The organism is Brevibacillus agri (genome assembly GCF_004117055.1).
Lineage (GTDB): Bacteria > Bacillota > Bacilli > Brevibacillales > Brevibacillaceae > Brevibacillus > Brevibacillus agri.
The window spans coordinates 2,809,515-2,834,541 of the sequence record NZ_CP026363.1; the positions used below are offsets into that span (position 1 = coordinate 2,809,515).

Below are 25,027 nucleotides of genomic sequence, written 5' to 3' on the forward strand. Positions count from 1 at the left end.
GGAAAAGCATCTTCTGTGGTGAATTTGTCCATATCCTTATGACAGAAGAGGTGAATGGTTGTTGCGTGCACAAGGCGTCGAGGCTGGGGTGCTTTCACCCAAAGAGGAATGGTTCCACATTATTCAAAACGTACATAATCATATTTTTACCTTTATCCGGAATGAACAAGACGAATTTGTCCTGGATCTGTCGGAAGGCAAGCTCGCGTATGAGTTTGGCGTTGACACGGAAAAATTAAAAGGAATGCGCGCAGAAGATATTTTACGCCAGTACGGGATCGAATCGATCATGCCTTACTACCAGCTCGCTTTCGCTGGACAGACGATCGAATACGAGCTTGCGTTTGGTGAACGCTACTTTTCCTCCGTCCTGACGCCGATTTGCCGCAATGGCATCGTCACTGAAATCATAGGCTCTGCCACAGAGATTACGGAATACAAGCAGATGAAGCAGCAGATGCAGGAGGCAGAAGAGCTGTACCGCAGTCTGGTCGAGGATACACTGGTCGGCGTCTACATCGCGTATGTGGACGAGCCGGGGTTTGTTTACGTCAACCCGAGGCTCGGCGATATTTTCGGCTACAGTCAGGAAGAACTGGTGAAAATGACCGCTTCCGACCTCGTCATCGAGGAAGAGCGGGACATTGTTCGCACGCATCAGGAGCGCAGAATCAACGGGGATCGCTCGAACATTCACTACCAGTTTCGCGGTCTGTGCAAAAACGGCAATCGGATTGATGTCGAGGTGCTGCAAAAAACGAGCACGTACAAGCAAAAGCCGGCTGTGATCGGGATTGTGCAAGATATTACCGAGCGTAAACAGGCAGAAGAGCTGGTGCGCAAGTCCGAGCTGCTGTCGGTGATCGGGCAGATGGCCGCGGGGGTGGCCCACGAGATTCGCAATCCGCTGACGTCGCTGAAAGGGTTTGTCCAACTGCTCCGGGCGCACTCCGGCGGCAAGGACGAGTATTACCGGATCATGTTGTCCGAGCTGGATCGGATCGAATTTATCATCAGCGAATTTCTCGTGCTCGCCAAGCCGCAGGTCGTATTCCAGCGGAAAAGGGAGATGCAGCCGCTCCTGGAGCAGATCGTCATGATTGCCGACACGCATGCGATCATGTACAACGTCCAGATACTCACCAGCTACGCCGACAATCTGCCTGCCATCGTCTGCGAGGAAAACCAGTTGAAGCAAGTGTTTCTCAATTTGTTGAAAAATGCAGTGGAAGCGATGCCGAATGGCGGGGTCGTGACCGTGTCGGCGAGTGTCGAGGACGGGATGATGCTGATTGCCTTTACCGACCAAGGCTGCGGCATCGCCGAGGAACAACTGCTGAAACTGGGCGAGCCATTTTTCACCACGAAGCCGAACGGGACGGGACTCGGGCTTATGGTCAGCTACAAAATCATCGCCAATCACGGCGGGACGATTTCTGTGTGCAGCAAGGAAGAGACAGGGACGACTTTCGAAATCAGATTGCCGGTGCGATAGCGCCATTCACCTGTTTGCTTCTGCCGGAAAAAAACGGTATGATGGTGTAGAGAACCAATATCAGCATAAGGACGTGAACGCATTGACAGAAGATAGCAAAGACCTCGAATTGGGCGATATCATTACGCTGGACGATGAAAACGGTGAACCGTTGGGTGATTTTGAAGTAGTGGCGATGTTCGACCTGAACGGTAAAGAATATATTGCCTTGACGGAAGCGCTCGAAGACGAGGAGGCCGAAGAAGAGCTGGATGAAGAAGTAGACATCTTCGTATTCCAGATCGACGGCGGCGAAATGGTTCCATTGGAAGAAGACGAAGAAAGCGCTGTGTACGCGAAGCTGAACGAGGTTCTGGAAGGCATTGAACTGATCGACAAAGGCGAATAATCGGGTGCCCGCGTTGTTGCGGGATGCTCGCAAGCGTAAAAAAGCCACTGCCTGGTTTGAACAAACCGGCAGCGGCTTTTTTGATGGGCAGATCAGTCGTTCATTTTGATGATGTTGTCTTTCAGGTCGCGGACGACCAAAAGGCAGGTGTAGTCCGTTTCTTGCAGCTCCCTGACCAGCGCGGAGCATTCATCCTTGGTCAACCCGAGCTTTTCGAGCCGGGTGCGCAGCTCCTCGCCGCCGTTGTCGAAGAAGTGGGCTTTGCTGTCGATGTCGCCTACAGCACTTTCAAAATGCGTACTGTATTTATAAAAATTGTCGCGTTGATTCGAGTGGTTTTTATCGGGATTCCACTTCAACACCCAAATGTCATCCTTATGATAGCCGGACGAGTTCAACGCCTGAATGTCCGAAACCAGCTCCTGATCGTACCGATGAAACTTGACAAACGGCTTGGTCGCACTTATCAACGTTATTCCCCCCTATGTCGCCTCAGGAATCGATGCTCTAATAGGTTGCCCGCCCGCGCGGTATAGATGAATGGAAATAGTTGCGTGCGCGATGTCGGAAGAAATTGTTTGAACGAGCAGGGATTTTCCAAAACGAGCAAGAAATAAAGTAAAGAGCGCAGGCGGGGACTGGTTTCGCTTTGACCTCGCTTTGCTGCAAATGCTACACTAATGACGAAGCGTCATATGCTTGGGCTAAACGGTTTCGGCCTGACGCCAGTGGATACGGGGAATACTGTGCAGGATCGGCCATCTCGCTAGGGGCGGGGTGGTTTTTTTGCCCCATTTTGTGACTAGCGTTGAATACTATGGGAAGCATACGGTACAATAGCGATTAAGTGTTCGCTTTTTTTGTGAAATATTCCCTTTCGGACGGAAAGGATGTTTTCCCAAGAGCAAGGCGATGACCTGTGCGGTTACCAAAACGAAAGCCTGTTTTGGACGCTTTTTCGAAAAGTAGAGGGGAGAGCGCGATTGAAGGAAACAGACACACTACATACACTGACCTATACCGAGGAAGATATCCAGGTACTGGAGGGCCTGATCGCCGTCCGCAAGCGCCCTGGGATGTACATAGGCTCGACCGGAAGCAGAGGTTTGCACCATCTCCTGTGGGAAATCGTCGACAATGCCAAGGATGAGGCGTTGGCTGGCGTCAATGATACGATCATCGTCACGTTGTACAAGGATGGCAGCGTCAGCGTCGAGGACCACGGTCGGGGAATTCCGACGGGGATGCACAAGACGGGACGGCCCGTTCCGGAAGTCATTTTTACGACGCTTCACGCCGGAGGAAAATTCGGCGGCGGCGGCTATAAAAAAAGCGGCGGTTTGCACGGCGTAGGCTCCAGCGTCGTCGTGGCCTTGTCCAAGTGGCTCGAAGTGGAGATTCACCGCGAAGGCAAGATTCACAAGCAGCGCTTTGCCTACGTAGTCGACGAAAAAGGCATCGAGCACGTCGGCAAGCCCGTTACAGACCTTGAAGTGATCGGAACGACCAAAAGGACAGGTACGACTGTGCGCTTCCTGCCGGACGAGGCAATATTTGGCAGCGCGCGCTTTGACTACGAGACGATTCGCGATCGTTTCCGGGAAACGGCGTTTTTGCTCAAGAAACTGCGCATGGTGCTGATTGACGAGCGCGGCCCGGAGAAGAAGCGGGAAGAATTTTACTTCGAGGACGGTCTGAAGTCGTACGTCTCCTATTTGAATGAGGGGAAAAACACGCTGCACCCGATCGTTTATTTTGAAGGGGAAAAAGACAACGTCTACGTCGAGCTGGCTTTTCAGTACAACGACGGCTACGCGGAAACGCTCGTCTCCTACGTCAACTCGATCGTCACGACAGACGGCGGTACGCATGTCACCGGATTTCGCAACGGAACGACCCGGATTTTCAACGAGTTCGCGCGGAAAAAAGGGTATTTGAAGGACAAAGATCCCAACTTGACAGGAAATGATTTGCGGGAAGGTTTCCTCGGTGTGCTGTCATTGCAAATGGCTGATGTCCAGTTCGAGTCCCAAACCAAGGACAAGCTGGGCAACGAAGAAGCGCGGGCGATCGTCGAGCAAATTGTCTCCGAGAAGCTGGGCTTCTTCCTCGAGGAAAATCCGGAAATAGGCAAGCTTTTGATCGACAAGGCGTTGCGCTCCGCTGAAATTCGCGAGGAGCTGCGCAAACAGCGCGAAGCTCTGCGCGGAGACAAAAAAGGCAAGACGGCGAAAAAACGCAAATCCATTTCGGAAAAATTCACGCCGCCGCAATACCGGGATTCCAAACGCAATGAACTGTTTCTCGTCGAAGGTGACTCTGCGGGCGGCTCTGCGAAGCAGGCGCGCAACTCCGAGTTCCAGGCGCTGTTTTCTCTGCGGGGAAAACCGTTGAATACGGAAAAGGCCAAGCTGTCTGAAGTGTTGGCGAACGAGGAGTTCCGCACGATTCTGGAAGTGCTGGAGACGGACATCGGGGAAGACTTCGACATCGAAAACTGCGCGTTTGACAAAGTCATCATCATGTCCGATGCGGACGTCGACGGCTCCCACATCCAGACGCTTTTGCTTACGTTTTTCTTCCGCTACATGCGCCCGATGATCGCCGCCGGTCATCTGTACATCGCCCAGCCGCCTTTGTACCAGGTGAAAAAACAGGTGAAGGGCAAGCAGACGGAGTCGATCTACTGTTGGAGCGACCACGAGCTGGAGCAGGCGTTAAAACGGGTCGGACGCGGCGCAGAAGTACAGCGCTACAAAGGCTTGGGCGAGATGAACGCCGATCAGTTGTGGGAAACTACGATGAACCCGGAGACGCGAAAACTCATTAAAGTCGAGCTAGAAGACCTCGCTCACTGTGAAAAGCTCGTGACGGTTCTGATGGGGGACAAAGTGCCTCCGCGTCGCGAGTGGATCGAGAACCACGTTACCTTTGAAGTGGGAGAGGATGAATAAACATGTTGTCCAATCAGATCATTAACCAGAGCTTCGCGGAAATCATGGGCAAGCGGTTTGGGGATTACGCCAACCTGGTTATCCTCTCCCGCGCGATTCCCGACGCCCGCGATGGCCTGAAGCCAGTGCAGCGCCGGATTTTGTACGCGATGTACCAGGAAGGCAATACGCACGACAAGCCGTACCGCAAATCGGCCAAAACAGTCGGGTACGTCATGGGTACGTACCATCCGCACGGCGACTCGGCGATTTACGAAACGATGGTGCGCATGGCGCAATGGTGGAAAATGCGCCAGGTGCTCATTCAGGGACACGGCAACTTCGGAAGCCTCGACGCCGACCCGCCAGCGGCGATGCGTTACACGGAGTCGAGACTGTCCGCGCTCGCTAACGAGCTTTTGCGCGATATTGAAAAAGATACGGTCATCTTCATCCCGAACTACGACAACTCGGCGCAGCAGCCGGCCGTGTTGCCGTCGCGCTTTCCAAACTTGCTGGTGAACGGCGCTACCGGGATTGCCGTCGGCTTTGCCACCGATATTCCTACCCACAACCTGGGCGAAGTCATTGACGCGGCGATCGCGCAGATGAAAAATCCGAACATCTCGCTCGACGAACTGATGAAGCACGTCAAAGGCCCGGATTTTCCGACCGGGGGCATCGTCCAAGGGGTGTCGGGTATTCGCAAGGCGTTTGAGACAGGCCGCGGCCAGTTCATCATTCGCGCGAAGACCCACATGGAAGAGCCAAAGGGCGGGAAAGTGAAAAAGATCGTCATTTCGGAAATTCCTTTCGAAGTGGTCAAGTCCAAGCTGGTCGCGCAAATAGACGAGCTGGTGATGGACCGCAAAATCGAAGGCGCGATGGCCGTCCGCGACGAGACAGGGCGCAAGGAAGCGGAAATGAACAAGGTCCGCATCGTCGTCGACATTCGCAAGGAAGCAGATGAGCAGGCGATTCTGAATTACTTGTACAAAAACACCGACCTGCAAATTTACTACAACTACAACATGAACGTGATCCACGAAGGAACCATCCGCCAGATGGGACTTAAAGCGCTGCTCGGCGCGTATATCGACCACCAGAAAGAAGTCGTGACGAATCGCTGCAACTACGACCTTGAGCGCAAGAGCAAACGCAAGCACATCGTTGAGGGGTTGATTCGCGCCAAATCCATTTTGCGCGAAATCGTCGATACGATTATGGATTCCGAAGACCGGTCCGACGCCAAGAAAAACATCATGGAGAAGTACGGCTTCACGGATGAGCAGGCCGATGCGATTTTGAGCATCCAGCTCGCCTCCCTGACCCGGCTGGACATCGTCAAGCTGGAAAAAGAGCTTTCGACTTTGGCCAAAGAGATCGAGGAGCTTGAAGCGATTCTCGCCAGTGAGAAAAAGCTGATTCAGGTCATCACAAGCGAGCTGAACGAAATCAAGAAAAAGTACGCCGAAGAGCGCCTGACCGAAATCCAGGGAGAGATCGAGGAAATCAAGATCGACATCGCGATGCAGATCAATGCGGAAGACTGCATCGTCACGCTCACCAACGAAGGATACATCAAGCGGACGAGTCCGCGCTCCTTCAAGTCAGTGGGCGGAACCCTGGAAACGTGCGGGGTCAAGGAAGGGGACAAGGTTCGCTACTTCGTGGAGACGAATACGTCCCATACCGCCTTGTTTTTCACGCAGGACGGGAAGTATTTCGCCACGCTCGTCAATGCTTTCCCGGACGACAAGTGGAAGGACATCGGCTCCGCGCTGGTCAACGTCATCCCGCTGGAAAAAAATCAGCGCATCGTCGGCTTTACGATCGTGGAAAACTTCAAGCAGCCGCTGTTTGTTTACCACGTCAGCAAAAACGGGCTGATTAAAAAGACCGCGCTGTCCGAGTACGAGACCAATCGTTCGAGCGCGTTGGTGGCTGCCAAGCTGAAATCAGAAGATGACGAATTTGTGCATGTATTTGTGACAGGCGAAGCAGGCGGCATTTTAGGGGCGACCCGAGACGGCATGGGCATTCGCTTCCCGCAGGGAGAAGTCAGCCCGACCGGCCGCGCTTCCAGTGGCGTTAAGGCGATTACGCTCGCGCCTGACGATGCGGTCGTCACCATGCTCCCGATTGAGGAAGAGGACAGCCGCGCCTTCACGCTATTGACAGCCGAAGGTGTGGTCAAGCGGACAGCGATTGCGGCCATTCCGCTGCAAGGCCGGGCCGGAAAAGGCGTACAGCTTATTCGCAAGCGCAAAAACCACCCGCACCAGCTTGCGGCAGTGTTCATCGACGAGACGGTGTACGCGTGGACGGCGCAAAACGAATGGACGCTGGTCGACACGAGCCTGGTCAACGTCAACGAGCAGGGCGGAATTGGTCGCCACCTGGTAGAAGGCGGCGTCAAATCCGTTGTGTTCGAAACCGTCCTGCCGACAGAGGAAGCAAAAGAAGAACCAGCAAAAGGCTCTGGAGAGGGCGAATCCGCGAGTGTGCAACCGAAGTCGACAGCGGCGCCTGTCACTTTGTTCGATCTCGAACCTGGCGAAGAGAAGGAATGATGGAAAATGGCAACTCCGTTTGAAGCTTTTGTATCCCCATTGAGCTGGCAGCAGGTGTCGCTTTTGCTCGATACCGTCCTGTATTTTGAAGACGCGCCCAAGCTGCTTTCGCTTCCGCAGGAGGAAGGCCCGAGCGTGCCTGTTCCGGTGACGGCAGACACGCTGAAAAAGATGCTGGCGAGTCTCGATGAGAACGACGCTTTTGAGCGCAAGCCATTCGCGCTTCGCTGGGAAGGCGGCGAGGATGCGGACAGCGGCCACCTCATCGTGCAACTGCCGAACAACGAAACCGTGAGACAACCCGCCGTCCTGTCGGCGTTCTCGCCTGTGTAGGCAAAAAGAGCGGATGAAGCAAACGCTTTGGCTCTCGTCCAGGCACCTGTACATGTTTTTTGTACAAGTGCCTGGACGTGCCAAAGCGTTTTTTTACGTTTTCTTACAGTTCAAAGGATTGCCAAAAGATTGGCAGATATGATACAGTTTGAACACTTCCGTTTTTTATAAGACAGATTGTAATATCAAGTGCGACACCTAGATAAAAAAACGGCCCATGATTGATTCGTGTAAAATGAAGTCACGACAACACCATTTACACAGGAGAATCAATCATGAGTTATACACATCTTAGCATAACAGAGCGTAGTGAGCTAGCACTCCTTCATCGGTTGGGTTGGTCTGCCCGCGCCATTGCCAGAGAACTCAAACGGCATCATGCTACCATTGCCCGTGAGTTAAAACGGGGTTGTAAGGCAGGGGAATATCAGGCAGAAGCCGCGCAAGAGGTTTACGAGAAACGTCGCGAACGGTCTGTTCCCAGAGGCAAGCGGACTCCTGAACGTGAGCATTACATTGCCAGTAAGCTGGCGCAGACCTGGTCTCCCGAGCAGATTGCCGGACGGATGAGTCAGGAATGCCCCGAACAGAAAGTGTCGTTTAAAACGATGTATCGCTGGCTGTATCAGGGCTTTTTGGTTAAAGGAGATACCACCGTTCTGCGCCACAAAGGGAAACGCCGGAGACCAATCGAAACACGTGGTCGTTTCAACGTAGGAAAGTCCATTCGGCAGCGACCCAAGGAAGTACGAAAGCGTGAGAGCTTTGGTCATTGGGAACTGGATACGGTTGTTTCCAGCCGTGGAAAAAGTAAGGCGTGTGTCGCGACGTTCGCTGAGCGCAAGACACGCTTTTACCTTGCCGTAAAGATGCCTGATCGTACCTCGGCTTCCATGGAAAAGGCCTTTGGTTTCGTTGCTGAGTCGTTACCGAAAGGATCGTTTCAAACAGCTACCGTTGACCGTGGCAAAGAGTTTGCCTGTTACGAACGGCTGGAGTCAGCACATGGCGTAAACATTTACTTTGCCGATCCCTACTCTTCCTGGCAAAGGGGCACGAACGAGAACGCAAATGGCCTTCTGCGAGAATTTTTTCCCAAAGGCAAGGATTTTGCCGAAGTCTCCGAGGAGGAACTGATTCAGGCCTTGGAGCTCATTAACAATCGGCCAAGAAAATGTCTGGGTTGGAAGACCGCTTACGAATCATTCATGGAAGCTCTGTCGCACTTGTCTTGACAATTCGTCATAAACAAAGGTTAGTTACTTACTGATTGGAGGAGTAAGGAGATGGAACAAGTCATGAACAAAAAGGCTTTTTTTGACGTCATTTCTGAACGGCGATCGGTGCGTCATTACGATCCAACGGTGAAAATTTCCCGCGACGAGCTGAAAGAGATGCTGGCCGAAGCTACGTTGGCGCCATCCAGCTCCAACCTTCAGCCTTGGCGCTTCCTCATCATCGACGAGCAGGAGCTGAAAGAAAAGCTGCTGCCGATTGCGTTCAACCAGAAGCAAGTCGTCGAGGCTGCGGCGATCGTCGCCGTGCTGGGCGACTACGAGGGCTACAAGCAGGCTGAGCAAATTTACCAGAAAGCCATCGACGCAGGCTACATGACCGAAGAGGCGAAGGCGACGATGATCGCCAACATCAATCGCCGCTACGAAAATCGCGAGCGCAGTCTGATTAAGGAAATTGCTCTCGTGGATGGCGGGCTTGTTTCCATGCAGTTCATGCTCGTGGCAAAAGCGCGTGGCTACGACACGGTGCCCATGGGCGGCTACAACGCCGAATTGTTCAAAGAGGCGTTCAACATTTCCGACCGCTACGAAACCGTCATGCTGATCGCCGTGGGCAAAGCGGCGCAGCCAGGTCATCCGACCACCCGGCTCGATGTGGACGACATTACGTTCTGGAACGAAATGCCAAGCAAATAAACGGGCGTACGCACGACAGTCACGGGTCTTTTCGACCGTGGCTGTCTGTTTTTTGCCAGACAATCTTGCCCGCAGGGTAGAAATCGGGCGGGAGGGAGCGTACAATGAAACAGAAAAAGCGGAAGCGTACAGACAGAAGAAAGAAGGGTTAGGATGAATCGGATATTGGCAATCAGCGATATTCACGGGGAGCTGGACAAGCTGGAGTCGCTGATGGAGCTTGTGAATTACGATCCGCAGCACGACCAGCTCATTTTGCTCGGCGATTATGTCGACCGCGGGCCGAAGTCCAGAGAAGTCGTGGAAAAAGTGAAGCAGCTTCATGCGCAAGGGGCGATTGTCCTGATGGGCAATCATGACCATATGATGGTGAAATCGTTCGAGCAGGACCCGGTATTTATCGAGCGCTGGTTTCGCAATGGCGCCCAGGCGACGTTGGCCAGCTACGGCCACGCGGCTGCACAGACCGAACCGGGGGCGCCAGCGTCTCTGGAAGTGACGCCGGAAGTGCAGGAGCACCTCGATTTTTTGGGCGGACTGGCCCATTATCACGAGACGGATGAATACATTTTTGTCCACGGTGGCGTGCATCCGCAGACGCCTGTGGCGGAAACCGACCCGTACAAGCTGATGTGGATTCGCGACGAGTTCCACAAAGGCTACCAAGGGGAAAAGACCGTCGTGTTCGGGCATACCCCGACGGAAAATTTGCACGGGAAGCACGACGTCTACTTCGGCGAAAACAACATCATCGGCATTGACGGCGGCGCTGTTTTCGGCGGGCGGTTGCATTGCCTGGAGCTGCCCAGCCGCAAAGTGTACTCGGTCGAATAAAACAACCAGTGGGAAAGGACGGCAGGCCCTAGGAAGGGCTTGCCGTCTTTTTCAGTCGCATGCCACGACAAAAAAGCGGGCCGAAGCGAAGTTTTCCAATGGAGCAAATATCTGTATAATGAGAATATTGCGAAATGATTTACCGACAAGCTGGACAACCTGCGACTTCAGCCTTGCTTCTGTCAAAAGGCGGACAGGAACCAGGAAAAAGGGGAGAGGATACCGTGACATTGAAAGTCGGCATTATCGGCTGCGGTTCGATCGCTACGCATCGCCATGCGCCTGAGTACAGCAGCAATCCGTACACACAAATCCACCTCGTCTACGACCCCAATCCCGAGCGCGCGCAAAAACTGGCAGCCCAGTACGGCGGACAAGTAGCTGGCAGTTGGGAAGAAGTCGTCCACCATCCGGAACTTGCAGCGATCAGCGACTGCTCGACAAACGAGATGCACCACATCATCACCACACAGGCGCTGCTCGCCGGGAAGCATGTGCTGTGCGAAAAGCCGATGGCGACGACGAGCGAGGGGGCGGAGACGATTCTCGCCGCAGCGCGCGCTTCGGGGAAGATTTTGATGGTCGACCACAACCAGCGCCTCGTACCCGCCCATCAAAAGGCGCGGCAACTGATCGCGGCAGGCGAGCTGGGAAAAATTCTTTCGTTCAAGACGAGCTTCGGGCATAAAGGTCCGGAGTATTGGAGCGCCAATCGGACAAAAGGCACGTGGTTTTTCAAAAAAGCGCGCTCAGCGCTCGGAGTGGCAGGCGATTTGGGCATTCATAAGGTGGATCTGCTGCGCTATTTGCTCCAGGACGAGATCGTTCAGGTCAGCGCGTTTGCAGACGTCCTGGACAAAAAAGACGAACAGGGCCAGCCCATCGAGGTGTGCGACCATATGGTATGCCTCCTGAAAACGCAGTCGGGCGCAGTAGGCACGGCGTCGTTCAGTTGGAGCTATTACGGCGATGAGGACAACAGCACGATTTTATACGGCGAGCGCGGCATCATGAAAATTTTTGCCGACCCGCAAAAGGACATCGAGGTCGTGACCGCAGGCGGCGAGCGAGCGGTTTACCAGATCGGTGCGATGCAGACCAATGACGCACAGACCAAAAGTGGCGTCATCGACACGTTTGTCGAGGCGATTCGTACGGGAACTGCTCCGGCGGTGACAGGAGAAGACGGGCTGTACGCCCTGCGCATTATCGAAGCGGCGATGGAGTCCGCTGCGACGGGGAGAAGCGTCGAGCTTTTTGTCTGATCGTAGCATGAGGGAGAAGAGCGTTGGTCACACTAGGAGGGGAGGTGTGACCGCTGTGGAAGGAAACATTCAGGTCAACGGCAAGGACTATCAGTGCGAATGCACATACGATGGCGATTCGCAGTACAACGTGCAGGTGCGAAACGGCAAAAAGGTGGTTGCGAACTATAAAATTTCGGCAGGCTCGGAAGGCGAAGTGCTGGAGTTTGCGCGCGCCCATTTTGCCGCCGACGTGGAATTGGGAAATGTGCAAGGGTAACGCTCAAGCAAGACCGCAGCTCGGGACGGCAGGGCTGCGGTTTTTTGCTTGCCACTTGTCTTCAAACGTGATACAGTGAGAATGTTTCCGAGGAAACAAAAAGGCGATTGGCAAAGGAGCTGACTTCTGAATTGGATCAGAAAACGAAAATTTGGAATCAGTGGCTCGCGCTTCTCCATAAACAGGAGGAGCAGAGCAAACGCCGCGAAGCGCTGCTCTTGCGCCTCATCCAGAACAGCATTCCCGAATACCAGCATCTGGGCAGCCTCTCGGTCACGGAGCTGCACGTCATTTCCGCGATTGGCCGAGATACCCGGATGAACGTAACGACGATTGCGCAAAACATCGGGGTCACGAAAAGCGCGATTTCGAAAATTACGGTGAAGCTGCTGAAAAAAGGGCTGCTGGAGCGCTACCAACTGGAAGACAACCAGAAGGAAGTTTTTTTCCGCCTGACCAAAGTGGGCGAGCTGGTGAACAGCATTCACGATAGCTTTCACGCGCGGCTGGAGAAAAACGTGTACCGCTTTTTGGACAACTACAGCGAAGCAGAGCTGGCGTTTGTCGCGCGGTTCATTGGCGAAGCGACAAAAGAGCTGGAAAAGAACTGGGCAGAGACGTGAAGGGAGACGGATTCGGGTTCTCCCTAACGTTTTCGTAAATTGTTTCCTTGGACACAATTATGAGAATGAGGTGAAACCGCAGATGGATGCGAAAAAAGTACTCGTCTTGTTGGGCGTGACCATTTTGCTCGGAACGTTTGCCCAAAATTTGTTTATGCCGATTCTGCCCGCCATGCAAAAGGCGTTTGCGACGAGCGAATACTGGATCAACCTGACAATCTCGCTGTTTACGGTCATGCTGGCTGTGATGCAGATCGTCTACGGGCCGCTCGTGGATCGGTTCGGCCGGAAAAAGGTGCTGATTCCGGCACTCGTCCTGTATGCGCTTGCTTCCGTCGGCTGCTATCTGGCTGATTCGATTGCTTCCTTGCTCGTTTTTCGCGCGATTCAAGGCGCAGGCTTCGCCGCGATCCCGATTGTGGCTGCCACGATGATTGGCGACCTGTTTGCGGGCAACGGGCGGGCGAATGCGATGGGAACGTACCAGATGATGCTGGCGGTAGGACCAGCCATCGGCCCGTTGCTCGGCGGCTGGATCGGGGGAGTGGGCGGACATTCGGCTGTCTTTGCGTTTTTGGCCTTAACCGCAGTTCTTTTGCTCATCGGGAACGGACTGTTGCTGCCGGAGACGAAAAACAGCCAGACAGCCGCGAGAAGCTTTCACTTGCGCGCCTACTGCGATATTTTCCGGCAGCCGACGGGAGCGGCCGTGATTTTGCTCGGCTTTGCGCAAATGTTTACGTATTACTGCTTCCTGCTGTTCATCCCCGTCGAGCTGACGCACCGCTACCACTTGTCCAGCGAGCGAATCGGTCTGTTGTTTTTGCTCACATCGGTTGTCTTTATGATTAGCAGCAAGCTGGCTGCCCGTGTGCAAAAGCGGTGGGGATCGCGCAAAGCACTCGTCTGGACAGCCGGAATGCACGCTGTTGCGACTTTTTTGTTCATGGCGGCAGCAGATGCATCGCTCGTCTTGCTCGTCGTGACAAGCGCGCTGTTCGCTCTGGCGCTCGGAATCGGGATGCCGGTGCATACTACGCTCTTGTCGGAAGTGTTTGAACAGGAACGGGCCACCGCGATTGGCGTCTACAACCTGATCCGCTACATGGGCATGGCGGCGGGACCCGTAGCGGGAGCGGCGATGTACGGAGCGGGCGGCACCTGGCTGGAGTTTGGCGCAGCGGGACTTTTGCTCTTGCTCGCGGTTCTGTTTGCCGCGAAAAACGCGGGCGGGCTGCGCCTTGGCAAAAGCGCATAGCGGCAAGTTTGCCGCATCACCTTTTCTTCCACCTGCAAATGTGCTACAACAAAGAATGACACAAGAGCGGGAGGAGCAAAAAGCATGCAACAACAACACGAGCGAGATCGGCAGCCTGCCAGAGAGGGCGCGCTGGTCGACCCCGCACAAATTCAAGCATACACAGAGGCCGAATGTTTGGCCCTTTTGCAAAAAATAGAAGAGGCACGTACCGACAGTCCGGACGAGCAGCGCGATCGGGCAGAAGCGGCGGTCCTGACCAGGCTGTCCGTTTTGCGCATGGCGAAAAAAGGCGGCTATGCGCTGGCGCAGGAGTGGCTGGAGCGGGCGCTGTCGCTTAAGCCGAACGATCTGTACGCACTGGGTGTACAACTGCGGCTCGCCTTTTCGCAACTGCGCAGCCATCCATTTGAAACCGGGTTTCCGACCGTTCGCGAGACGGATAATGTCGTCGCCAAAAGACGAGCCGTAGAGGTGCTGCGCGAAAAAGCGCTGCTCGCCCAAGCGGAAATCGAGCAGTGGCAGGCGATTGCCAAAGAAGCGCTGCATACGGCACATAAGCTGGGGGACGAGCAGGCGAGAGCGACAGCGGAACGTCTGGTCGACCTGTACGGCAGGCGGCAGAGGCTGCTGGCCGAGCTGCTGGAGCGCGTCCAATCGTACGGGGCATCGCTCTCCGGCGTGTTTTTCTCGGCAGAGATGTTGAACCAGTTGCAGGAGACGATTCGCGCCCTGAATTTGCAGGCACAGGAAAAGGTGCAGCTTTTGCCGGAAGACGAGCCGGACGTCGCCAGCGAAGCGCCTGCAGCCGAGCGCCACAGTAAGCTGTCAGCGCTGGAGCAGTTGGAGAGCCTGATCGGACTGCGTGACATCAAGCAGCGAGTGCGCCAGCTTGCCCAGTTTTTGCAATACCGGAAACTGCGCGAGGAAAAAGGCTGGCACATGCACGATCAACTGCCGCTGCACCTCGTGCTGATGGGCAATCCGGGCACGGGCAAGACGACGCTGGCCCGTTTGATCGCTCGCCTGTACCACGAGCTGGGGCTGCTTGCCAACGGGCAGTTGATCGAAGTGGACCGCTCTCATCTGGTAGGCGGATACGTCGGGCAGACGGAGCAGCGGGTGATGGAGGCGATCAAGCAGGCGGACGGCGGAGTGCTGTTCATCGACGAAGCGTACAGCTTGAAGCGGCCGGACAGCTCGGGCAGCGACTACGGGCAAAACGCGATCGACACGCTGGTGGCTGCGATGACGAGCGGGGAGTACGCCGGACGGTTTGTGGTCATGCTCGCCGGCTACCCGGAAGAAATGCGGCAGTTTTTGTACGCCAATCCGGGCTTGTACAGCCGCTTTCCGCAGGCAGGCCACTTTGTTTTGCCGGACTACGACGCAGACGAGCTGGTGCAAATTGCGGACGCGGTAGCGGCGCGAAACGACTTTACGCTGACGGATGCTGCCAAGACGGCGTTGCGGGAGCGCATCGAAAAAGCGCAGGTGGACGATACGTTCGGCAATGCCCGCACCGTCACCAATCTGGTGCTGGACGCGATATTCGCCAAAGGGCGGGCGACCGCGGGCAAAGCGCTGCAATGGGACGACTTCACGATTTTGCGGCCGGAGGATGTCAGCGAAGCGCCCCAGCCGACTGCGGAATCGTCCGCCGAAGCACAGCTCCAGTCGTTGATCGGGCTTGAAGCGGTGAAGGCCGAGCTGAAAAAAATCGCCGCCTATGTCGCCGTGCAGCAGGAGCGGGCGGCCAGAGGCTTGCCCAAGAGCGCGATTGAGCTGCACGCGGTGTTTACAGGCAATCCGGGCACGGGGAAAACGACGGTAGCGCAACTGTACGCGCAAATGTTGCAGGAGGTCGGGTATTTGAAGCGCGGTCACCTCGTCACGGCAAGCCGTGCGGATCTGGTCGCAGGCTTCGTCGGACAGACGGCGGCGCTCACCCGCAGAAAAGTGCGCGAGGCGTTGGGCGGTGTGCTGTTCATTGATGAAGCATACGCCCTGCTCGGGCCGGGCCAGCAAGACTTCGGCCAGGAGGCGGTCCACACGCTCGTCGAGGAAATGACGAGACACGCGGAAAACCTGGTTGTGGTGCTGGCAGGCTACTCCGGGGAAATGAACGGGCTGCTCCTGAGCAATCCGGGACTTTTGTCGCGATTTAAAAAGTACATCCACTTCCCCGACTACTCCGTGGAAGAGCTTGTGCAAATTTTAGAGCAGGCCGCACAGAAGGCGGGCTATGTGATCGAGGACAGCGCCGTGGCGGCGATTCGGCAAAGGCTGGAAAAAGCGTCCCAGGAGCAGCGGCTGCATGGAAACGGGCGGTTCAGCTACAATCTTTTGCAGGAGGCGATCCAGAACCAGGCGCTGCGCATCACGGGCATGTCCCGCGAGAGCTGGGACCAGGAGCTGCTGGCGACGCTTTTATGGAGCGACTTTCAACCGTTGCTGACACGGGAAAGCGAGGAAAATGGGACAAAAGCCTAGTTTTTGTCCCAGGCGTCTGCCTTCCTACTCTTTTGACAATTCACCCGATCCCGTATAATGGAAAAACAAGGCCATGAGGGGAAGGGTGTTTTTCTTTGCAAAAAAGATGGCAGGCAACATTATCGACAACAATCGCTTTGAGCATGCTGCTGGCAAGCTTGCCGGCAGAGGCCAGGCAGCAGCCGGGAGAGAGACGGGGACATATCGAGATCGAAGCCAAGGAAGAGCTGGCGATAGAGAAAACATCGTCGAGACGGAGCGCTTCTGACCTCGTCGTCATCCAGTTGTCCGGCCCGGTGCGCGAACAATGGAAAGAACAACTGGAAGATTTGGGTGCTACTCTGGGCGATTACATACCGGATTACGCCTTTTTGGCCAAGCTGGCTCGCGAGGAGCAACGCGCAGAAATCGAGGGGCTTTCCTTTGTGAAAAAAGTGATTCCGTATCATCCGCAGGCCAAGCTGGCTCCGCAGTTGCGATCCACCCTGGGAGAAACGAAAGCCGTAGAGGTAGCCGTAATTGGCTTCGACCAACAGGTGGACATGCTGCGCACCGTCAGCCGGCTGGCGGATGAAGCAGATATAAAAGAGATCGAGTCGCCAAAGATCGCGCCGCATATCTCCATCGTCACGATGAACGAAGACGTGATTGGACAAGTTATAGAATCGGAGGACGTCATCGCGATCGTCCCTGTCCCGGAAAATGAACTGCACAACGACATCGCAGCGACGATCATCCATGCGGACGAGCTGGCTTCTACAGGCTACACTGGCAAGGGACAGATCGTCGGCGTAGCGGATACAGGGCTGGATACGGGCGACCTGAAGTCGATGCACCCGGATTTTCAAGGCCAGGTCAAAAGCTTGTACGCCATGGGCAGAAAAGACGATGCCAGCGACAGGCACGGGCATGGCACGCACGTGGCCGGGGCTGTTCTTGGCACAGGCGAGGCATCGAACGGGCAGTACAAAGGGATGGCTCCCGACGCGAAGCTCGTCTTTCACTCGATTGAAGACCGCAGCGGCAAGCTGGTGACCGACGTGGAAACGATTTTGCAGGAAGCGTACGAGGACGGCGCCCGGATTCATTCGGATTCTTGGGGCGCCAATGACAAAGGAGACTACAGTTTAAGCTCGTTTTTGTTTGACCGATTTTTGTGGGAGCATCCGGACATGACCGCGCTGATCGCGGCGGGCAACTTTGGAGTGGCTGGCTATCAGAGCGTCGGCAGCCCGGCTACCGCCAAAAATGTGATCGCCGTTGGCGCGTCGGAAAACGTCCGCCCGAGCCTTGGCGACCACTCGGATAACAAGGACGAGGTATGGGAAGACAGCAGTCGCGGACTGACAGCGGACGGACGTTTGAAGCCAGATATCGTGGCTCCGGGCACGTCGATTTTGTCGACCCGCTCTTCGCTTGCGCCGAGCAAAAATTTTGACAAGCGCTTCAACGACTACTACGCCTATATGAGCGGCACGAGCATGGCGACACCGATTCTCGCGGGCGGCGTCGCGCAAGTCCGGCAGTATTTGGACGAGCAGGGGGAGAAAGAGCCGAGCGGTGCCCTGCTCAAAGCGATGCTGTTGACGAGCGCGGATGATCTCGGCGAAGACATGCGCAAGCAAGGCTTCGGACGGGCGAATTTGGAGCAGGCGATCCAGACGAGCTACAAAGACGTCAAGGACGGGTTGCGGACGCGCGAAAAGGCCGAGTACGCGGTCAAGGTGACAGACAGCTCGAAGCCGCTTGCGATCACGCTTGCCTGGACGGACTATCCGGCTTCGTTTGCCGCCCGGCGCACTCTGGTCAACGACTTGAATCTGAAGGTCACGACCCCGAGCGGCGAGCGCCTGAACGGAAACGACTTTTTCGAAGCGCCGTACGACGACCAGGTAGACAACCTGAACAACGTCGAGCAGATTTGGATTTTGCAGCCGGAAAAAGGGACGTACACCGTGACCGTGGAAGGCTACAACATTCCAAAAGGCCCGCAGCCGTACGCCATCGCCACGACCGGGAAATGGGCGAAGGTCAAGGATGAGGACGAAGACGGCCAGGAAGAGGATGACGACAACAGCGGCCAAGAGGGCAACGAAGACTATGAGATCAGAAGCGAATGGAAAAAAGGGACGCTGAACAAAAAGACTCCTTACAAGGAGTACGTCATCCGCAGCTTTGTAGCGGGAGAGATGAGCTTGTCGCTGGAATGGGACGAGGAAGCGGACCTGCAAGTGTACGTGTACGACAACAACAAGAAGGAGCTGGCTGTCGCGACGGGGACGGACAATCCCGAAGCGCTGTCGGTGAAGCTGCCGAAGTCCGGTCTGTACAAGGTGCGAGTGGAGCTTGCGGACGGCAAAGAAGCGAATTTTCGCATGGACTTGCGGTATCCGGGACGAACGAAAAAGCGCTAGTTACTCCCGACAGCGCGGCGAGCGCGATGATAAACGGAAAAGACACAGCCTTTGCTCTTGGCGCGAGCGAAGGGTTGTGTCTTTTTTTGTACAGATAAGAATGCATAAGCTTCTTATCCGGTATAAGGGCAAGTAAGGCAGCGCCTGGCCATTGGCGCAGCCAAGTTTTCTCATCCGCTTTCAGATGTGTGGTGGTCAAAATGCGTCTTTGCCCAAAAGGCGGCGAGAGCGTCGGCAAAAAGGGCGAATGCCTGGTTGTCCAACGTCGCTGCGCAAACGGTGAACGGCACGGGAGCTGGCCTTTTTTACGCAAGGACGCCTCCCTCTTCTTTTTGCAGCCATTCCCGCGCGCGCAGGGCGATCTCCAGACAGATGCGGCGCTCCGGGGAGGCGTAGTCGTCCCCGAGCAGCTCCGCGATTTTTTCCAGGCGGTGGTAGAGCGTCTGGCGGTGAATGAACAAGCGCTCGGCAGCCTCCTGCTTGGACAAGTTGGCGTCGAGGTAGACGCGCAGCGTGTGCACGAGGGCGGAGCCATGCTTTTGGTCGTGCGCAAGCAACGGGCCCAGATAGTCCGCGATGAAGCTCGCCAGCACAGGCTCGGTCGGGATATGAAACAGCAGGCGAAACAAGCCAAGGTCCGTGAAAAAAGGGCTCGTCGCTTCGCGCTGAAAAGCGAGGGCCTGCTCCGCTTCCGCCAAGTGTCTTCCGGCGTCAGACAACCGTTTGCCCACCCGCCCGATCCCGCAGCAAATCCTGGCGTCCGCTCCGAGCATTTGTCCGGCGATCCGCTTCATGTCTGCCCACGCCTTTTCCAGCGCCCGCCGTGCGTTCGCCGTTGTCTTTTGGTCGATCAGCAAAACGTAGAAGCGGTTGCCCGTGCAGCGGATGAACGGCCGAAAGCCTTGCCGCGTCAGCAGTGAGCGGAATATCGCCGTCAGATCGTGCGGCGGGAGGGCATCGTCTGTCTGGTCGGTGTTTTTTTCGCAAGACATGATGAGCGTGTAGTATGCAGGCGCCTTGCTGCTGCCGGACAGGCCGAGCAACGTGCGCATATGCTCCTCGGGCATCGCGCGGTTGGCGATGAGTTCGTCGAACAGACGGTTTTCCATGGCGCGCGTCTGTTCCTCGGCAAACATTTTGCGCAGGAAAAACTGGGCCATTGCCGAGACGGTGTTGTCCAGCGTCAACAGCAAATACTCGTCTGCCTCGCGCTCGTACAAGATCAGTCCGACGTAGGCCAGCAGGTGGCCCATTGCCATCACCGGCTGATAGATCAACTGCTTGGTCTGTGACAACGCGTGAAAGCGGACGCTGGCGTCGTTCGTGTCTGCTTGCGCAAAATGAGCGCGCATCAGCTCGGTCATCTCCAGTTGGACTGCGTGCGGCAAGGCCGGAACGTACTGGGCAGCGACGTCTGGCGAGTAAAACAGCACCTGGGTTTGCACTGCGGACTGGAAATGCTGGAGCAGCTTGGGGATGCCCGCCGCCTGCAGGCTGAGCTGCTGCAAGCCGCGGGAATACGCTTCGAGGTCGCGCAGCGCCTGCATTTGCCGATTGATGAGATGCTCGTGCAAATCTTGCGTAATATCGACGAAGCGCACAGGCTGATGGAAGACGATGAGCGGAAACTCGTGGTGGTTGGCCATCTCCAGCATGTCCGCCGGAATCGACGGGATGTACACTCCCAGCTCCACGCACAAGCCGGACGCTTTGCGCCGGATCAACTCGGCCAAATAGGCGAGCCGCTTTTCTTTCGCCTCGCCGAAGCCGAGTCCGGTGGAGAGAATCAGCTCGCCGCCATTTAAAAATTGGCCCGTATCGGCCGTCTCCAGAACGTGAACCCAGCGCACAGGCCGGGCCAGGCCCCGGTGGCCCGCCACGACCTCGGCGTGCCGAAACAACGGACGTTTGATCGCCTCGGCGATGGTCAGTCGCCAGTCATTGCTCATAAGCAGCCCCCTATCTGCCCGTCTTCCACAAACGATCCGAGGACGGGCAATTGACATGATGTATGATGAATCCTACCGAATGATTGTCATTTTGTCTAGTGATGAGTGGTTTTATTTTTGGATAAAATGGAATTGTCAAACAAATGATCGCAAGGAGTTGAAAGGATGAACACAGCCGCTGTTGGAAATCCATTGAAGAATTACGTAGGGGGACAATGGGTGGAATCGCAGGCAGCCCGCTTTGAGGACGTGCCCAACCCGGCGACGGGCGAACTATTGTCCCGCGTGCCGCTGTCGACGAAAGAAGACGTGGACAAGGCCGTTGCCGCCGCGAAGGAAGCTTTCGCAGGGTGGAGCGCGACTCCGGTCGTGGATCGGGCGCGCATCATGTTTCGTTTTCACAGCCTGCTGGTGAAGCACGAGGACGAGCTGGCGCGGATGATTACGCTGGAGAACGGCAAAAACCTTCCGGAAGCACAGGCAGAGCTGTTGCGCGGGCTGGAAATGGTCGAGTTTGCGTGCGGGATGCCGACGCTGCTCATGGGCGAGACGCTGCCCAATATCGCGGCGAATATCGACAGCCAGGCGATTCGCTTTCCGCTGGGCGTCGTGGCCGGGATTACCCCGTTCAATTTCCCTGTGATGGTTCCGATGTGGATGTATCCGATCGCGATTACCGCGGGCAATACGTTCGTCCTCAAGCCGTCGGAGCGCACGCCGCTGTCCTGCATTCGCATCGCGGAGCTGCTGAAGGAAGCGGGCTTGCCGGACGGGGTGTTCAATGTCGTGCACGGCGCCCACGATGTCGTCAACGGGCTGCTGGAACACCCGGATGTGAAGGCGATCTCGTTCGTAGGCTCGCAGCCTGTGGCGGAGTACGTGTACAAGACAGCCGCCGCCCATGGCAAACGGGTGCAGGCGCTGGCTGGCGCGAAAAACCACCATCTGGTCATGCCGGACACCGACCTGAAGCGGGCAGCGAAAACGATCGTCAGTTCGGCGTTTGGCTGTGCGGGCGAGCGCTGCATGGCGGCGAGCGCGGTCGTCGCTGTCGAGGACATCGCTGACGAGCTGGTGGCGCACCTGATCGAAGAATCCAACGCGCTTGTGATGGGCAACGGGCTTGAGGCAGGCGTCGATCTCGGTCCGGTCATTCGCGATTCGCATTTGGCCAAAGTGCACAGCTACATTGAAAAAGGGCTCGCATCCGGTGCTGCGCTCGTGCGCGACGGACGGGAGGATGCGAAGCAGCACGAAAAAGGCTACTTCCTCGGCCCGACGATTTTTGACCAGGCCGATGCGGAAATGGTCATCGTGCGCGACGAGATTTTCGCGCCTGTGCTCAGCGTCATGCGCGTGAAAAATTTTGAAGAGGGCCTGGAAACGATTAGCCGCTCCCGCTTTGGCAACGGTGCGACGATTTATACCAACAACGGAAAATGGGGCAGGGAGTTCGTGCAGCGCGTGGAGGCCGGCATGGTCGGCGTCAATGTGGGCGTGCCTGCGCCAATGGGCTTCTTCGCCTTCTCGGGCTGGAAAGAATCGTTTTACGGCGACCTGCATGCAAACGGCAAGGACGGCGTCCTGTTTTACACGAAGAAAAAGACGGTTACCTCCAGATGGTTCGAAGATGGCGATACGAGCATCGGCTCGCAAAAAGTGTTCGTAAAATAAAGGAGGCTTAGGCGATGGAGCAAGATCAACTGTTGCAAGAGTACGACAAGGACAGCCTGCTTGCGGCCGACCGCGAGCACATGTGGCATCACATGTCGCCCTACAACCCGAATCCGATGATCGTGACAGGCGCAAAAGGCTCCTGGATCACCGATATCGACGGCAACCGCTACCTGGACGGCATGTCCGGCCTGTGGTGCGTCAACGTCGGGTACGGTCGGCAGGAGTTGGCAGATGCCGCCTATGAGCAGTTGAAACAGCTCGCCTACTTCCCGCTGACGCAAAGTCACGTGCCGGCCATTCGCCTCGCGGAAAAAGTGAGCGAGTGGCTGGGCGAGGAGTATCGCGTCTTTTTCTCCAATAGCGGATCGGAGGCAAACGAGGTCGCGTTCAAAATCGCCCGCCAATACCACCACCAGAACGGCGAGCCGGGCCGCTACAAATTCATCTCGCGGCACCGCGCCTACCATGGCAACACGATGGGCGCGCTCGCTGCCACGGGCCAGGCTGTGCGCAAAGAAAAGTACGAGCCGCTCGCGCCAGGGTTCCTGCACGTGCCGCCGCCTTATTGCTACCGCTGTCCTGCGGGCAAGTCGTACGGCAAATGCAATCTGGAATGCGCGCAATACTTCGATCAGGTCATCAACTGGGAAGGCGAAAAAACCGTCGCCGCCGTCATCATGGAGCCGACGATTACAGGCGGGGGCGTGCTCGTGCCGTCGCCGGAATACATGCCGAAGGTGCGGGAGATTTGCGACAAGTACGGCGTGTTGATGATCGTCGACGAGGTCATCTGCGGCTTTGGCCGCTCCGGCCAAAAATTCGGCCACCAAAACTTCGGGATCAAGCCGGATATCGTCACGATGGCCAAAGGCATTACGAGCGCCTACCTGCCGCTGTCGGCCACGGCGGTGCGCGCCGAAATCGCCGACAAGTTCAACGAGCAGGGCAACAACCTGCATTTCCGCCACGTCAACACGTTTGGCGGAAATCCGGCGGCTTGTGCGCTCGCATTGAAAAACTTGGAGATCATGGAAGAGGAAAAGCTGGTGGAGCGCGCCGAGCAGTTGGGGGACGAATTGCGTGCCAAGCTCGCCTTCCTGGCCGATCACCCGAATGTAGGCGACATTCGCAGCTTCGGCTTTTTGATGGGCATCGAAATGGTCGAGGACCGCAAAACGAAAGAACCCGCCACGCCTGCGAAGCTCACGCAGGTCATCAGCGAGTGCAAAAAGCGCGGGCTTATCATCGGCCGCAACGGCGATACCATTCCGGGCTTCAACAACGTGCTGACTCTGTCGCCGCCTTTTTCTACAACCAGCGATGACATCGACTTTATCGCCCGCGTCATGAAGGAAGCGTTTGACACGTTGGAATAGGAGTTTGAGATAGAGCCTTTTGGCAAAAAATCAGCAGACGCCCCTTGCAGGTACCTGTGTGTGACTTGCAGGCCGGGGCGTCTGCTGTCATGTTTGGCTGTTCGCGACGGCGGAGGCGAACAAACCGTTCCGTCCGCTACTCGTACCGCTTCTGCAGCTTCGCTTTGTGAGCGTCGAGAATCTCTTCAAACGGAATGTTGTACTGGTTGGCGAGCAAAATCAGGTTGCCCAGCACGTCGCCGAGCTCTTCCACCAGCTCCTGGCGCGCTTCGTCCGCCTGTTTTTCCCCTTCGTCCGGCCGATCGCGCCCGATTTCGATGGCGCGCACGGCGCGGGCAAGCTCGCCGGCTTCTTCCATGAGAAAGCCTACGCGAATAAACGGCCCGTACTGCGTCCAGCCCCGCTCCTCGTAAAAATCTCCTACCCATTTCTGAAATTCCGTGATATTCACATGTATCTGTCCCTTCTAGATTTTTGTATAATTGTACTATACACCAAAAAGTGGTGACGAAAGCCACTCAACTTTAATGGATCCAGGAGGATGGCATGAAACGTATCTGTGTGTTTGCGGGTTCCAATCCAGGCGTAAATCCGGCTTATGCCCAATATGCAGAAGCGCTGGGGAGAGAACTGCTTGCAAGAGAGCTGGAACTGGTTTACGGCGGCTCCAACATGGGGCTGATGGGGCGAGTGGCGAATACGGTGCTCGAAGGCGGCGGCAAAGCGATCGGTGTCATGCCGACCGGACTGTTTCGCGGCGAGATCGTACATACGGGTCTGACAGAGCTGCATGAAGTCGTCACGATGCACGAGCGCAAAGCGAAGATGAACGATTTGTCCGATGGCTTTATCGCCTTGCCCGGGGGCTACGGCACGTTTGAAGAAATTTTTGAAGTGGTGAGCTGGGGGCAGATCGGGCTTCACTCGAAACCGATCGGGTTGTTGAATGTGGACGGCTTCTATACGCCGCTGATGGAAATGGTGCAGCACGCTACAGAGGAAGGCTTCATCCCGCGGATGCAAGGAGAGCTGGTCGTGTGCGAGAGCGATCCGGCTGTTTTGCTCGACCGTCTGCGCGACTACAAGCCGCCCGTCAAAGTGAACAAATGGTCGGAGTTGACCGAGAAGTAGTTGCGTTGAAAAAAAGCAGTTCGCATTGGAAGATGGAGCGAGCTGCTTTTTTGCTTGGCGGAAGGGCGTTTTTGCGTTGAACTAGAAAGGAT

Annotated in this window: 20 protein-coding genes; 17 read left to right on the top strand and 3 right to left on the bottom strand. The window is 56.0% G+C overall.

Translation table 11 applies throughout. The annotated features are described in order from the left end of the window. Positions 1-58: 58 nt before the first annotated feature. Both BA6348_RS14100 and BA6348_RS14105 read left to right on the top strand, forming a co-directional pair. On the top strand, positions 59-1,495 hold the full coding sequence (locus BA6348_RS14100; RefSeq protein WP_081494735.1) for a PAS domain S-box protein: 1,437 nt from the start codon (positions 59-61) through the stop codon (positions 1,493-1,495). 82 nt (positions 1,496-1,577) lie between these two features. Beyond that, entirely contained in the window at positions 1,578-1,883 is a 306-nt protein-coding gene (locus BA6348_RS14105; RefSeq protein WP_005836311.1) for a DUF1292 domain-containing protein, read from the top strand. Positions 1,884-1,975: 92 nt separating this feature from the next. On the opposite strand, the gene BA6348_RS14110 is transcribed toward BA6348_RS14105, so the two are convergent. Then, a complete protein-coding gene (locus BA6348_RS14110; protein ID WP_005836313.1) occupies positions 1,976-2,353 on the bottom strand; it encodes a YflT domain-containing protein in 378 nt (125 codons plus the stop codon). A gap of 513 nt (positions 2,354-2,866) precedes the next feature. Here BA6348_RS14110 and BA6348_RS14115 point away from each other — a divergent pair. The 12 genes from BA6348_RS14115 to BA6348_RS14170 all read left to right on the top strand — a co-directional run bounded on the left by BA6348_RS14115 (position 2,867) and on the right by BA6348_RS14170 (position 18,802). Beyond that, positions 2,867-4,837, top strand: a complete 1,971-nt coding sequence (locus tag BA6348_RS14115; protein ID WP_122952640.1) for a DNA gyrase/topoisomerase IV subunit B — start codon at positions 2,867-2,869, stop codon at positions 4,835-4,837. Positions 4,838-4,839: 2 nt separating this feature from the next. Beyond that, on the top strand, positions 4,840-7,389 hold the full coding sequence (gene parC, locus BA6348_RS14120; protein ID WP_007787021.1) for a DNA topoisomerase IV subunit A: 2,550 nt from the start codon (positions 4,840-4,842) through the stop codon (positions 7,387-7,389). 6 nt (positions 7,390-7,395) lie between these two features. Further along, positions 7,396-7,722 carry a hypothetical protein gene (locus BA6348_RS14125; RefSeq protein WP_005836319.1) on the top strand — a complete coding sequence of 109 codons (327 nt, stop codon included), beginning with the start codon at positions 7,396-7,398 and terminating at the stop codon, positions 7,720-7,722. Between the two features lie 275 nt (positions 7,723-7,997). Then, complete coding sequence (locus BA6348_RS14130; protein WP_129552198.1) at positions 7,998-8,957, top strand: IS30 family transposase; 960 nt, start codon at positions 7,998-8,000, stop codon at positions 8,955-8,957. A gap of 51 nt (positions 8,958-9,008) precedes the next feature. Then, positions 9,009-9,656: a nitroreductase family protein gene (locus BA6348_RS14135; protein ID WP_025845950.1), complete on the top strand. Its 648-nt coding sequence runs from the start codon at positions 9,009-9,011 to the stop codon at positions 9,654-9,656. A gap of 153 nt (positions 9,657-9,809) precedes the next feature. Then, complete coding sequence (locus BA6348_RS14140) at positions 9,810-10,490, top strand: metallophosphoesterase family protein (RefSeq protein ID WP_025845948.1); 681 nt, start codon at positions 9,810-9,812, stop codon at positions 10,488-10,490. Positions 10,491-10,714: 224 nt separating this feature from the next. Next, on the top strand, positions 10,715-11,755 hold the full coding sequence (locus BA6348_RS14145) for a Gfo/Idh/MocA family protein (protein ID WP_026557275.1): 1,041 nt from the start codon (positions 10,715-10,717) through the stop codon (positions 11,753-11,755). A 46-nt stretch (positions 11,756-11,801) separates the two neighbouring features. Beyond that, positions 11,802-12,014 carry a hypothetical protein gene (locus BA6348_RS14150; RefSeq protein ID WP_026557274.1) on the top strand — a complete coding sequence of 71 codons (213 nt, stop codon included), beginning with the start codon at positions 11,802-11,804 and terminating at the stop codon, positions 12,012-12,014. 131 nt (positions 12,015-12,145) lie between these two features. Beyond that, entirely contained in the window at positions 12,146-12,637 is a 492-nt protein-coding gene (locus tag BA6348_RS14155) for a MarR family transcriptional regulator (RefSeq protein WP_007780352.1), read from the top strand. Positions 12,638-12,719: 82 nt separating this feature from the next. Beyond that, positions 12,720-13,895, top strand: a complete 1,176-nt coding sequence (locus tag BA6348_RS14160) for an MFS transporter (protein WP_122953532.1) — start codon at positions 12,720-12,722, stop codon at positions 13,893-13,895. Between the two features lie 84 nt (positions 13,896-13,979). Beyond that, a complete protein-coding gene (locus BA6348_RS14165; RefSeq protein WP_122953533.1) occupies positions 13,980-16,388 on the top strand; it encodes an AAA family ATPase in 2,409 nt (802 codons plus the stop codon). Positions 16,389-16,531: 143 nt separating this feature from the next. Next, positions 16,532-18,802 (top strand): S8 family serine peptidase, encoded by a 2,271-nt coding sequence (locus tag BA6348_RS14170; RefSeq protein WP_122953534.1) that lies wholly within the window; start codon positions 16,532-16,534, stop codon positions 18,800-18,802. A 305-nt stretch (positions 18,803-19,107) separates the two neighbouring features. On the opposite strand, the gene BA6348_RS14175 is transcribed toward BA6348_RS14170, so the two are convergent. Then, complete coding sequence (locus tag BA6348_RS14175) at positions 19,108-20,751, bottom strand: PucR family transcriptional regulator (protein ID WP_005831009.1); 1,644 nt, start codon at positions 20,749-20,751, stop codon at positions 19,108-19,110. A gap of 165 nt (positions 20,752-20,916) precedes the next feature. Here BA6348_RS14175 and BA6348_RS14180 point away from each other — a divergent pair, with 165 nt between their 5' ends. Both BA6348_RS14180 and BA6348_RS14185 read left to right on the top strand, forming a co-directional pair. Next, positions 20,917-22,425, top strand: coding sequence for a CoA-acylating methylmalonate-semialdehyde dehydrogenase (locus tag BA6348_RS14180; RefSeq protein ID WP_005831007.1), 1,509 nt, complete (start codon positions 20,917-20,919; stop codon positions 22,423-22,425). 14 nt (positions 22,426-22,439) lie between these two features. Continuing rightward, positions 22,440-23,804 carry an aspartate aminotransferase family protein gene (locus BA6348_RS14185; RefSeq protein ID WP_122952723.1) on the top strand — a complete coding sequence of 455 codons (1,365 nt, stop codon included), beginning with the start codon at positions 22,440-22,442 and terminating at the stop codon, positions 23,802-23,804. A gap of 136 nt (positions 23,805-23,940) precedes the next feature. Here the strand turns inward: BA6348_RS14185 and BA6348_RS14190 are convergent, their stop codons facing one another. Further along, on the bottom strand, positions 23,941-24,255 hold the full coding sequence (locus BA6348_RS14190; protein ID WP_007780339.1) for a MazG nucleotide pyrophosphohydrolase domain-containing protein: 315 nt from the start codon (positions 24,253-24,255) through the stop codon (positions 23,941-23,943). Positions 24,256-24,350: 95 nt separating this feature from the next. On the opposite strand from BA6348_RS14190, the gene BA6348_RS14195 reads away from it, so the two are divergent. Next, positions 24,351-24,935 (top strand): LOG family protein, encoded by a 585-nt coding sequence (locus tag BA6348_RS14195; RefSeq protein ID WP_005831001.1) that lies wholly within the window; start codon positions 24,351-24,353, stop codon positions 24,933-24,935. The last annotated feature ends 92 nt before the right edge of the window (positions 24,936-25,027 follow it).

Bases quoted from the DNA above. Each gene is read 5' to 3' on its own strand.
- BA6348_RS14170 (WP_122953534.1), top strand. From the start codon at position 16,532: ATGCTGCTGGCAAGCTTGCCGGCAGAGGCCAGGCAGCAGCCGGGAGAG.
- BA6348_RS14175 (WP_005831009.1), bottom strand. From the start codon at position 20,751: ATGAGCAATGACTGGCGACTGACCATCGCCGAGGCGATCAAACGTCCG.
- BA6348_RS14130 (WP_129552198.1), top strand. From the start codon at position 7,998: ATGAGTTATACACATCTTAGCATAACAGAGCGTAGTGAGCTAGCACTC.
- BA6348_RS14195 (WP_005831001.1), top strand. From the start codon at position 24,351: ATGAAACGTATCTGTGTGTTTGCGGGTTCCAATCCAGGCGTAAATCCG.
- BA6348_RS14135 (WP_025845950.1), top strand. From the start codon at position 9,009: ATGGAACAAGTCATGAACAAAAAGGCTTTTTTTGACGTCATTTCTGAA.
- parC (WP_007787021.1), top strand. From the start codon at position 4,840: ATGTTGTCCAATCAGATCATTAACCAGAGCTTCGCGGAAATCATGGGC.
- BA6348_RS14165 (WP_122953533.1), top strand. From the start codon at position 13,980: ATGCAACAACAACACGAGCGAGATCGGCAGCCTGCCAGAGAGGGCGCG.
- BA6348_RS14160 (WP_122953532.1), top strand. From the start codon at position 12,720: ATGGATGCGAAAAAAGTACTCGTCTTGTTGGGCGTGACCATTTTGCTC.
- BA6348_RS14140 (WP_025845948.1), top strand. From the start codon at position 9,810: ATGAATCGGATATTGGCAATCAGCGATATTCACGGGGAGCTGGACAAG.
- BA6348_RS14185 (WP_122952723.1), top strand. From the start codon at position 22,440: ATGGAGCAAGATCAACTGTTGCAAGAGTACGACAAGGACAGCCTGCTT.
- BA6348_RS14125 (WP_005836319.1), top strand. From the start codon at position 7,396: ATGGCAACTCCGTTTGAAGCTTTTGTATCCCCATTGAGCTGGCAGCAG.
- BA6348_RS14180 (WP_005831007.1), top strand. From the start codon at position 20,917: ATGAACACAGCCGCTGTTGGAAATCCATTGAAGAATTACGTAGGGGGA.